Source organism: Actinoplanes solisilvae, assembly GCF_003999975.1.
Classification (GTDB): Bacteria; Actinomycetota; Actinomycetes; order Mycobacteriales; family Micromonosporaceae; genus Actinoplanes; species Actinoplanes solisilvae.
Map to the genome: position 1 here is coordinate 16,950 of NZ_RJAC01000018.1, position 11,612 is coordinate 28,561.

At 72.0% G+C, this 11,612-nt stretch carries 6 protein-coding genes; 4 read left to right on the top strand and 2 right to left on the bottom strand.

Features of this window, described 5'->3' with window-relative positions; translation table 11 throughout:
• Positions 1 to 56 precede the first annotated feature (56 nt).
• A complete protein-coding gene (locus EER30_RS33250) occupies positions 57 to 2,150 on the bottom strand; it encodes an MMPL family transporter (RefSeq protein ID WP_127504635.1) in 2,094 nt (697 codons plus the stop codon).
• A gap of 185 nt (positions 2,151 to 2,335) precedes the next feature.
• On the opposite strand from EER30_RS33250, the gene EER30_RS33255 reads away from it, so the two are divergent.
• From EER30_RS33255 to EER30_RS33270, 4 genes are read left to right on the top strand one after another with little or no spacing between them, the layout of a single operon-like run.
• On the top strand, positions 2,336 to 2,899 hold the full coding sequence (locus tag EER30_RS33255) for a hypothetical protein (protein ID WP_164842560.1): 564 nt from the start codon (positions 2,336 to 2,338) through the stop codon (positions 2,897 to 2,899).
• Complete coding sequence (locus tag EER30_RS33260; protein ID WP_127504637.1) at positions 2,899 to 4,908, top strand: CHAT domain-containing protein; 2,010 nt, start codon at positions 2,899 to 2,901, stop codon at positions 4,906 to 4,908. The genes EER30_RS33255 and EER30_RS33260 overlap by 1 nt, the downstream gene beginning before the upstream one ends.
• On the top strand, positions 4,869 to 10,025 hold the full coding sequence (locus tag EER30_RS33265; protein ID WP_127504638.1) for a hypothetical protein: 5,157 nt from the start codon (positions 4,869 to 4,871) through the stop codon (positions 10,023 to 10,025). The genes EER30_RS33260 and EER30_RS33265 overlap by 40 nt, the downstream gene beginning before the upstream one ends.
• Positions 10,022 to 11,386: a hypothetical protein gene (locus EER30_RS33270; RefSeq protein WP_127504639.1), complete on the top strand. Its 1,365-nt coding sequence runs from the start codon at positions 10,022 to 10,024 to the stop codon at positions 11,384 to 11,386. The genes EER30_RS33265 and EER30_RS33270 overlap by 4 nt, the downstream gene beginning before the upstream one ends.
• A 4-nt stretch (positions 11,387 to 11,390) precedes the next feature.
• Here EER30_RS33270 and EER30_RS49475 read toward each other — a convergent pair whose 3' ends face one another.
• Positions 11,391 to 11,582 carry an aldehyde dehydrogenase family protein gene (locus EER30_RS49475; RefSeq protein WP_349290899.1) on the bottom strand — a complete coding sequence of 64 codons (192 nt, stop codon included), beginning with the start codon at positions 11,580 to 11,582 and terminating at the stop codon, positions 11,391 to 11,393.
• Positions 11,583 to 11,612: the final 30 nt, after the last annotated feature.

Here is an 11,612-nt window from a genome sequence, read left to right on the forward strand (position 1 = left end):
TCACCCTCCGGAACGGAGAGTCAGACTCCCGGCACGCCTGGTCAGCGAGCGCCCGGTCAGCCGACGGGAACCCGCGAGACCGGCGCCGGGGCAGCCACCGCCGGCCGCCACCAGTTCCAGCGGCCGAGCAGCGACATCGTCGCCGGCAGCAGCAGCCCGCGCACCACCGTGACGTCGAGCAGAACGGCCACCGCCATCCCGACGCCGATCTCCTTGACCGCGACCAGGCCACCGAGCACAAAGCCGAGGAACACGACCCCGATCGCCAGCGCCGCCGTCGTGACCACCGGCCCGGTCGCGGTGATCCCGGCCAGAACGGCCCGATCGTTGGCCGCGCGGCCGGAACCCGTACGCCGGTCCCACTCCTCCTTGATGCGAGCCAGCAGGAAGACCTCGTAGTCCATCGACAGCCCGAAGGCGAACACGAACAGCAGCAGCGGCGTGGTCAGGTCGAGCGCCCCCCACGGTTCGAACCCGAGCAGGCCGGCGCCCCAGCCCCACTGGAAGACCGCGACGAGAACACCCATGGTCGCGGCCAGCGTCAGCATGTTCAGGACAAGAGCCTTGACCGGTACGACCACCGACCGTGTGAGGGCGAACAACAGCGCCCCGGTCGCCAGCACGATGATCGTCAAGGCGAGGGGCACGCGCCCGGCCACCGACCGTTTGGCGTCGACCAGTTCCGCCGCGGGACCGGCCACCAGCACGGTCGCGGGCGCGTCGAGGGCCCGCAGGCGCGCCACCAGCGCCTGCGCCGCCGGGCCGTCAGCACTTCCGATCGGCGTCACGTCGACGACGCTCACCCCGGGCGGCAGGTCGGACCGCTCGAACATATCCGACGATTCAGGCAGGGTTTTCACCGTGGTCAACAACTCTTTGACCACGGCCGGATCCGCCTCGATGATCAGGGTCAGCGGCTGCTTCGGCGGGTCGTCGAATCCGTCCTGCACCGCCTCGTACGCCTGCCGTGCCTTGCTGCTATCCGGCAGCGAGCGGACGTCCGAGTTGGCGAACTCCACGAAGAACAGCGGACCGCTCAACACCAGCAAACCGACCGTCGCCGCCAACGCCACCGGACCCGGCCGGCGTTGAGCGAACGCGGCCAGACGGGACAGCACCCCGGGTCCTCGGGACTTCCGAGAAGCAGGAATGCGCCGGTGCGCAACCGCGATCAGCGCCGGTACGAGGGTCAGCCCGGTCGCCGTGGTCAGAGCGACGACCAGCGCCCCGCCCATCGCCATCGCCGACAACAACGGATCGCCGAACGCGAACAACCCCACCAGCGCCGCGGTGACAGCCGAGCCCGACACGAGAACCGCGCGCCCGGCCGTGGCGACCGTACGTGACATGAGCTCGGCCAGCGGCGCGCGCGGATCGGCCGCCCGTTCCTCCCGGAACCGCGCGATCATCAGCAGCCCGTAGTCGACCGCCAGCCCGATGCCGAGCAGCGTGACGACGTTGACCGTGTAGTCGCTGACCGGCAGGAAACTGGTCAGCCCGGTCAGCGCCAGCAGAGTAGCGGTGACCGCACCCAGCGCGGCGGCCAGCGGCAGCAACCCGGCCACCAGACCGCCCAGCGCGACGATCAGCAGCAGCCCCACGCAGACCAGCGCCACCGACTCGCCGATCGCCGCGTCGCGTACGGCCTGGTCGCCGAATTCTCGCTCGGCCAGCAGCTCCCCACCGATGAGGATCTCGGGAGCGTCGATGCGGTGCAGAGCCTCGCTCACCCGGTCGGCGACCCGCAACGCCTCCTCGTCGCTCAGATCCGGCTTCAACTCGACCGTGATCAGCGAGCTGCGGCCGTCCTTCGAGATTTCCCGAAACCCTGTGGTGTACGAGTCCTGCACCTCGGCCACGCCGGGAATCGCGCGGATCTCGAACGCGATGCGGGTGACGCTGCCGACCAGATCGGTGGCGTCGACCTCGCGTCCGGAGATGACGGCGACCAGTCGTTCGCCCTCGGGTGACAGGGTGTCGAGACGCTCCTGCGCGATGGTGGCGGGTGCTCCGGCGGGCAGCGTGTCGATCGTCTGCGTGCGGTCGTAGACGCTGCCCCCGAGCGCGGCGCCGGCCAACGCGACCACCACCCACACAGCGATGATCGCAAGACGCCGTACGTAGACCGTACGGCCGAAAGCAGCAAGCATGACGGCCTCCTGACCGGTGCCGGAGGGACCGTCGCGGCAACATCGAATCACCGCGCGCCCGCGTCACGCAACCACCAGGCCGGAGGCGACCCGATCGTCGGCTGACGGTCATCCGATAAGTGCCTTCACGAGGCACCACCACGATGATTGACTGGCGACCTGATCCCCTGTGGAGGAAGATCATCGTGAGTACGGGAACCACGCCGCAGACCGGTGCGCCAAGCGAGCCCACCGCGAATCCGCCCGCTCCGCCTACCCCGCCCGCGGCGCCGACCCCGCCCGCGGTGGTTCTCGGCCCGCTCGAGAAGGCGATCGCGGTGGCCCTGATCGCCCTGTTCCTGGTCTTCATCGTGGTGCTGATCTTCCTGCGGGCCTCGCCGCACTGGGATCGCCTGATCTTCCTGTTCGGCGGCCTCGAGGCGCTGGTCTTCGCCGCGGCCGGCGCGCTCTTCGGCACCGGCGTCCAGCGGGCCCAGACCGTACAGGCTCAGCAGGTGGCCGACCAGGAACGGCAGCGCGCCGACGCGAACGAGAAGGACGCGATGCACGGCCAGGCCGTCGCCGCCCTGGTGCGGGCCAAGACGGACAGCCGTGGTGGCGGCGACGGGCCGGAAGGGCGCGGAGCCCGGCCGATGCCGGGTGGCGGGCCTGTCCAGGGTGGCGGACCGGCGCAGAACGGTGGGCCGTCCGACCAGTCCCTGGCCGACCTGCGGCAAGTGGTCGACGAATGGTTCCCCCGGAGACGCTGATGCCGGCCGGTCAAGCGTCCACGCTGGTCATCCGAATCCTCGAGTCGGATGCGGAGTCGTTCCGCCTCGAACTCGACGACGGCGCGGGCACCCGGCTCGCCGAGGGGGTTCTCCCTCGCGTGCTTCCCCCGTTCGGCGCCGGCCAGGACGAGGATCCCGACCTGCTGATCCGCCAGGCCGTGCTGGAACAGTACGGCGCGGGCGCCGGCAAGATCGAGACGATCGGCGCCTACCTGTTCCAGTTGCTGGCCGCCGGCGGCATCGGCAACGCTTGGCACCAGGCCCGGGCGGCCGCGCCCGGCGCCCGGACCGTCCTCGACGTCCGCGCCCGCGCGATGGCCCGCCTGCCGTGGGAGCTGCTCAGCGACGACGGGTTGCCCGCCGTCCTGCCGCCGGGCGGCGGTCTGGTCCGCGGCGAGTTCCCGTTCCGGCCGGCCGCGGAGCCCGCGCCCGCGAACGGGACAGGCCCGCTGCGGGTGTTGATCGTGGTCGGCTCGGCCGAGCCCGATCTGAGCGCCGAGTCCGAGGTCGCGGCGATCCAGCGGGCGCTCTCCCGCCAGCCGTGGCGCGTGCACACCGAGGTGCTGGTCGAGCCGAGTCGCGACGACTTCTACGGCCGGGCCGGCGAGCTCAGACCGCACGTGCTGCATTTCCTCGGTCACGGTCGGTACGCGGCGGGCACCGAGACGCCCGTCCTCGCGATGAAGGACGCCATCACCGGCAAGGCGTGGTCGGTCTCGGCCACCGACATCCGGATGGGCCTGCTCGGCTTCGTGCCGCGGCTGCTCGTGCTCAACGCCTGCCGCGGCGCCGAGATCGACCTGCAGAACGGCGTCTGGGGTGTCGTCCAGGCGGGCATGGCGGCCCACATGCCGGCGATCGTCGCGATGCAGGGCCTGGTCGACTCGGCCGTCGCGGTGCGTTTCTCCGACGCGTTGTACGGCGCCCTGATCGCCGGTGAACCGGTCGACGTCGCCGTGGCGAAGGCCCGGCTCGACATCATCCAGGCGATCGGCGCCGAACAGCGCGACTGGGCGCTGCCGGTCCTCTACCTCAGCACCGACCCGGCCGAGGTCCTGCCGGTCACCTGCGGGCTGACCGCCGACGAGCGCGACACCCTGCGGCGGGTCGAGGAGTTCGAGGAGATGCGCAAGCTCGTCGACCGCGACGAGCAGCGCCGCAGCATGTGGTGGGCGATGGACCTGCCCGGCGGGCGGCCCGCGGGCCTGTTCGGGGTCACCGGGCCCGAGAAGGCGGGCCGCACCCGGCTGGCCTACTCGGCGCTGCTGACCAGCGCCAGCCGCGGCCATCACGCGCGCTACGTCGACCTGCGGGGCGTCCGGCGCATGTCGTGGCTCGAGGTGCTGTACGCCGTCCGGGACGGTCAGACCGGCGGGTCGTCGCTGCGCTCCCCTCTGCCGGCGGCCGCGTTCGCCGAGTTCAACCGCGAGATCGAGCGCCTGGCCGCGGGTCAGGAGCCACGCGCCGACGACCCGGTGCCCGCCGTGCCGCCCAGGCCGGGCTTCGTCGCCACCGGCGAGCACGCTCTCTCGTACGCCCAAAGGATCTTCACGCGGTTCACCGAGGCGCTGACGAAGGCCGCCGAGGACAGGCCGTTGACCGTGGCCATCGACCATCTCAGCATCGGTGCGCAGGGCGGCGTGCTCGCCGAGGACGTGCGCACCCATCTGAGCCCGATGCTGTTCGCTCCCGCGGCCCGGGGTGAGCTGAGACGCGTACGGCTCATCGTGGTGCTCCGGGACGATGAGCGCGATCTGCTGGGCGGGCCGGTCCGGGAGCTCATGCAGCCGGTCGAGGTCATCGGGTTCAGCCGCCGGCTGTTCTACTTCCTGCACCGCGAGCACTACGCCCGATCCGGGCACCCGGACGAGTCCTGGGACAAATTCGAGTTGATCCTGCAGGCCATCGCCGGCGACCTCGACGAATTCTGGCCTCCCAGCCTCTTCGCGTGGATCGAGACAGCCGTCAAGGGGTGGGGCAGCAGATGAACGACGCCTACCTTGACGAGCTGCTCAGCCGGCTGACCGCGGGACAGGACCCGTGGCAGGCACAGCGGTCGATGGTCGCGTCCGACCGGCAGGAGATCCTGCGGCGCTGCGCGGTGCCGCGCTCCTTCGACCGTACGATCTTCGACGAGGTGCTGAACCGGCCGGCCAAGGCGCCGTTGGACGAGCTCGTCCACGACGGGTACGCCGAGTCGGTGCCCGGTCCGGAGTCGCTGTTCCGGCTGCGGTCCGAGATCCGTGACGACTGGCTGGCCGAGTGGCCGGCCGGGCCCGAGGACAGGGTGCCGCCCGGGGTGGTCGAGTTGTGCGGCCGGCTCGCCGACGCCCACGCCGCGCACCGGGATCGTCTCGAGGAGCTGTACTACCTCGCGGTCGCCGATGGACGGCGGGCCGTGACCCTGGCGACGGAGTTGTTCGACGAGGCCGACCGCCGCTTCGACCTGGCCGGCTGCCAGGACGTGCTCGACACGCTGAGCGAACCGGGCCGCCTGCAGTGGCTGGGACCGGAACTGGCCGCGATCCGGGCCGACCGGCACGCCTACCTGCGGGCGAGGTCGTACTGGTCGACCGAGTTCCTGCAGTCCGCCCGCTATCTGAACCGGCCCGCGCTCGACGCCCCGCTCGAACGGCTGATCACCGGCGACGGCCCGCGGGTGCTGCAGATCCACGCTCCCGGCGGCAGCGGCAAGACGATGCAGCTCCGCTGGTTCATCGCCCGCTGGTGCGTGCCCGAGCCACGCCGCATCCCGTGCGCGCGCATCGACTTCGACCAGGCCTCGCCGACCGCGGCCGGGCAGCGTCCCTGGCTGCTGCTGCTCGAACTGGCCGACCAGCTCAACCGGCAGTTGCCCGGCGCGCCGTTCCAGGAGCTGCTGAACGACCGCGGGGTGCTGCGGTCGCTGCTCGACATCGTGCCGTCGCGCACGCTGGCCACCGCGCACGCGACCGGGCAGCTCAGCGCCGACCATCAGGTGTCGAAAGAGGTGACCGACCGCTTCATCCGCACCCTGGCCGAGACCGCCGGCGACCGGCCCGTGGTGCTGGTCTTCGACACCTTCGAACAGGTGCTGCTGCACCCCGAGGGCCGGCCCGGCGCGATCCTCGAGCAACTGGCCGAGGTGGTGCGAAGATGCCCGGCCGTACGGCTTCTGGTGGCCGGCCGCTACGACCTGCGCGACCCGGACCGGGTGCCGGATCTGGACGAGATCCTGCCCGGCCTGACGACCGTGGCGATCGGACCGTTCACCGAGGACGAGGGCCACGCCTACCTCACGAAGCGCGGTGTCACCGACGCGGGACTGGCCGGCGCCATGATCCTCAAGTCGGCCGGCGACCCGTTCAAGCTGGCCCTCTTCGCCGACCTGGCCCGCGACCAGGACGGGCTGACGATCGAGGAGGTGCTCGACTACGACGACCCCGAGACGATCAAGCTGGTGGAACGGATCATCTCGCGGGTCGACGACGGCCCGATCCGCTGGCTCCTGCGGTACGGCGTGGTTCCGCGACGGCTCAGCCGCAGCTTCGTCACCCAGGTGATGCCGCCCTATCTGCGTGCGGCGATGTCCGGGAACTCGCAGCTGGACGAGCCCAGGGACGACGCGCTGCCCGGGGCCGAGGAGGGCCGTCTCTTCCGCACCGACCTGCTGGCCAGCCGCGACGAGCCACTCGATCTGAACCCGGTGTGGCAACGGCTGACCCAGTACGCGTCCGCCTCCTCGTGGGTGTCGTTGCAGGTCGAGCACCCGGACTCGGTGCTGTTCCACCCCGACCTGCTCACCCCGATGCGCCGGGTGCTGCGCAAACAGGGCGTGTTCCTCGACCTGCACGCGGCCGCCGCCACCTACTGCGACCTGCGGGCCGAGCAGGAGCCGGACTCCTGGGTCGCCTGGACCCTGGACGCGGTCTTCCACCGGTTCCAGGCCGGCGCGGCGGACGCGGCCGATCGGTGGCTCGACGCGCTCGGCCGGGCCGAGAACCGCGGCGGTCCGGAAGACCGGTCCCGCGTGGCGGCCGAGCTTCTCCGCCCCGACTACGTCGACGACGAGGGCACACCCCTGCCCTTCGTGGACGACAGCGATCGGCTCCTGGTGCCGTGGACGCTGCTGGCCCGGGCTCATTTCGAGCGGGCCCGGGCGACCGTCCTGCGGGCCGAGCAGGCGGGGGCCGGGGCGGCGATCCGGATCGACGACGCCCTGGCCGAGCTGCGCCTGGCCGAGCGGTTGTGGTCGGACCACGGCCCGGCCGATGCGCCGACCGGCGAGATCACCCTGGTCCACGCGGTCGCGAGCCGGCTGACCGGCAACGTGGGCGAGGCCGGCCGGATCGCGGAGCGGGCGTTGCCGGACGCGCACGGGGCGGATCAGGTGGCTCTGCGTGAGCTCGTCGCCGACGGCCTGGTCGAGCGGGAACCCGAGCGGGCCATCGCCCTCTACTACGAGATCCTCGACGACGCGGACCTCCTGGCCCGGCGCGGGGTCGGGCAGAAACTGGCCCGGGTGCTGGCCGGACTCGACCAGACCCAGCAGGCGCTCGCCGTTCTCGGCGGCCTCGGGCACGAGCCGGCGCCGACCGACGCCGACGCGCCGGCGCTGATCGAGGAGGGCCGGATCTGGTTGCGCGCCGGTGATCCGGCCGGCCTCCTCGACCGGCTGCGCAACACGCCGCCCTCCCCGGCCCGAGCATGGTGCGTCGCCGCCGCCTACCTGGCGCAGGGCCGGCCGTTCCGGGCGCTCGCCCAGCTGAACCAGGCGATGGGCCAGCAGACGACTCCGCCGAGCGGGGTGCACGTGCGGCTCAATCTGGAGATGGCCGAACTGCACGCCGTCATCAACGCGACCCTGCTGAACCTCGACGCGGCCTACGCCGAGCTCGAGTACGTGACGTCGGGCTGGCGCGAACTCGGCGACGTCGAACGGTCCTGGTCGGCGGCCGGGGAACCGGCCGACTTCGACCTGCGGGGTGTGGCGACCCTCGGCCGGCACGCCGAATACCTGGTGTTCGGCTCGGGCGACGCCGAGGAGCACCGGGGCGGCGAGGGCTGGTTCCGGCGCCGGCTCAGCGAGCTGCGCACCGCCGTGGAGACCGGGCGGCCCGACCGTGACGAGTTGTTCCAGCAGACCGTACGGGTGATGGGGCCGGGCATCGCGCCGCACTGCACGGTGCGGCTCGGGCTGGTCATCCTGCCGGTCGACAGCGAGATCGGCGTACGGATGCTGCTCGAGGGTCTGCGGAGGATGGACACCCCGCGGGCCCGGCTCAGTCTGCTGGCACCCCTGCGCCGCAGCGAGCGGATCGACATCACGCCGTGGGAGCGGGACGAGCTCGACCAGCTTCTCGGCCTGCCCGAGGAGCTGCGCGACTCCGGCATCCTGCAGTTGATTCGTGCCGACGTGCAGCGCGTGTTCGGTGACCGGCGGCAGGCCCTGGACGCGATCGAGGACCTGGCCCGGCGTTGGCCGTCGGAGGAGGAGCTGCAGGACAGCAACTACCGCACGTGGCTGCTGCGGGACGCCGCCGAGCGCCTCGAACCCGGCAGCCGTGCCGTGGCGCACCTCGGCTATCCGATCTGGGAGGAGGAGTACGCGCCGGTGCTCTCCGGGTCGGGTGGCGTGCTCTGGTCACTGTCGAATCCCGGGCACCGCGACGTGAACAGCGTGCTCGACCAGGCCGAGACCCTGCTGGCGCGAGGCGGCGCGGCCGGGTCGCCGTGGGAGGCCTACCTGCACATCGGCCGCGCGCTGCACGGTCTGGCGGTCGGTGACGCCGGCCGGTGCCGGCAGTTCTGGCAGCGGGCCGAGCTGGTCTGGACCCGGATCAGGCCCCTGCTCCCGGTGCCGTACGCCGAGCGGTTCGGCGGGATCGTCGCCCCGGAGCTGCCCGACGAGGCGCCGCCGGCCGACCTTGATCCCACGATCGCGGCCTGGGCGCGGCGCCAGGCCGTCGTCGCGCTGACCCGCAGACGTGACGACCTCACGGTGACCCTGCGTCGCCCGCCGGGACCCGACCGGAAGTATCCCCGCGAACTGGCCCGGTTCGCCGGAGACGTCCTGTCGGCGCAGCTCGACGCCGTGGTCGACGACCTCCTCGGCTCCCGGACCACACTGCGGCCGCTCGTCGAGACCATCGCCCTGCTGGAGGAGGGCGCGTGGACCGATGCGATCGCCCTGCAGACCGACTCGACGCTGGTCGGCGCGATCCCCTGGGAACTCATCCCCGGCTCCTTCTGCCGGGTGCTGCGCGACTCGCTCACCGTCACCCACACGGTCGCCGCGCTGCAACGCGGGCTGCGGGCCGCCCTGGACGTCACGATCGCCGTCGACGGCTTGAACGGCCCCGAGACCGGGAACACCACCCGGTCGTTCCTGGCCCGCTCGGGCCGGTCGGGCCGGTTCGACGAGGCCGACTGGGAGGCCCTGCACCGCGCCGGCCGGAAGCCAGATCGGCGACCCGAGGTACTGGTCGTGCGGCCGAGCACCAGCCGCGAGCTGTCGCACGGCCGCGGCGGGCTCAGCGAGGGCGTCGACATCGCCCTGCTCTACGAGCGGCACGGCTTCGAGGTGACGACGACCGTCAACACCGATCCGAAGGCGCTGGCCGACCGGATCCGTAAGACCACCCTGCGCGGGCGCTTCGCCGTGCTGCACGTCGCGGGCGGTTTCGGGGCCAGCAGCAACGAGGTGTACGTCGAGTTCGCCTCGGCCCAGGAGGTGTCCGACCTCGGCAAACGGTTCGGCATGAGCTCGTCGTCGGCGCTGTTCGGCACGACCTTCGACCGGGCGTTCGCCGCCCTGCCACCCGAATATCCCCGTCCGCTGGTCATCCTCGACCCCGGCCGTCCGAAAGGGGACAGCGAGGCGATGCGCCAACTGGTGCTGCGCAACGCCTTCACCCACCTGCTGCTCGAACTGGGCAACATCCCGGTGGTGCTGGCCATGGGTCTCGACAGCACCTCGCAGTACGAGCGCCGCAACGACCTCGTACGCCTTCTGGCCGACGGCGGCACCGCGGCCGCGTTCATGCGATTCGAGGACGACAGGTTCCCGGCCGTCCTGTCCACGCACGTCCCGCCGTACGTCATGCAGCGCTGGTGGACCACGTGACGGCCGCGGACCGCAAGCGGGCCGAGCTGGCCGCCAAACTCGACAGCGTCCGCACCGAGCTGGCCGAGTGGCGCGCCCACAGCGAGGCCGGCCGGCCGCTGGAGAAGCACCACTCGCAGATCCAGCGCATCACCACGCGTATCGACGTGCTCGCCGACCTGGTCGCCGCGGACCTGGACGCCGAGAACGATCTGCTCGGGAACTGGCAGCAGATCGAGCTGCGCCTGCTCGACCTGCACCACGTCTGGGACTTCTTCCGCAGCAAGTTCGCCCTGCGCTGTCCGGCCTGGATCCGCGACACCCTCGTGGTCGCCGACGAGCTGATCTGGGCCTGCTACCAGCCGGCGCAGCAGCAGGCGGTGAAGGCGGGCGGTGTCGATCTGGCCGCCGTCCGGGAGCCGCCGCTGGCCTTCTTCGGCACCGACACCTCGCCCCTGGCCCTGTCCCGCCACGCGGTCTATCGCCGCCGGGGCCGGGCGGAAGACCTCTACACCACGCTCTTCGCCGACGAGCTGAAATCCCTGCCGGTGCCGGTCACCGTCATCCCCTGGCACCAGGCCGGGCACGTGCCCGACCTGCTGTTGCTGGCTCACGAGACCGGCCACCAGGTCGAGGACGACTTCGGCCTCACCCCGCATCTGCGGGCGGCGGGCCGGGCGGCGCTGTCGGCGGCCGGCGCGCCCGAGCATCGCGTAACGGCCTGGATGGGCGGCGACGACTCGGGCTGGCTCGGCGAGGTCTTCGCCGACATCTACGGCGTGCTCGGCGTCGGAGCGGCCTTCGTCGTCGCGCTCACGGATTTCCTGGCCGCGCCGGCCGAGGCAATCGCCGCCGAACAGGCGAGCGCCGCCTACCCGACGGCACACCTGCGCATTCAGGTGGCGCTGGCCGCGCTGCGGGTCACCTGCCCCACCGACCCGCGGGCGGCCGAGCTCACGGCCGCCTGGACCGGGGCGCACGCGCTCAGTGACTTCTCCATGGACGTCGAGCCACTGGTCAAAGGCCTGCTGGCCGGCCCGTACGCCGTCTTCGGCGGCAGGTCGCTGACCAGCGTGCTGTCCTTCGGATCGCGGTGGCCCGAGACCGCGATCGACGTGGCCCGTCTGGCCGAACCGGACCAGCCGTTGCAGGCCGGCGACCCCCGCACGCTGCTCGCGGCCGCGACCCTGTCCTTCGCCGCCGACCCGGCCGCCTACCGCGAGCATCACGTGGGGACCCGGGTTCTGGAGCGGGTGCGGGACCAGCAGGCCAAGGGCACCCGGTTCCGCAGCGCGGTGGCCGTGCGACCCGGCCTGATCGAAGCCGACCGGGCTGCCGCCGTAAAGCTCTACCAGCGCCTCGCCGACGCCCGGTCACGGTAAAGGCTCAAGCGGTCAGGGCGATGTACTTCTCCTCCAGATATTCGAGGATGCCGTCGCGCCCGCCCTCGCGCCCCAGCCCGCTCTGCTTGACGCCGCCGAAGGGCGCGGTCGGATCGCTGACCACACCACGGTTGACGGCGACCACGCACCGCCCGATTCCCCGGGCCGCCCCGGTCACCACCGCACTCAGCTCCACGGGGCAGCTTCTCCTCCGTCGATAGAACGA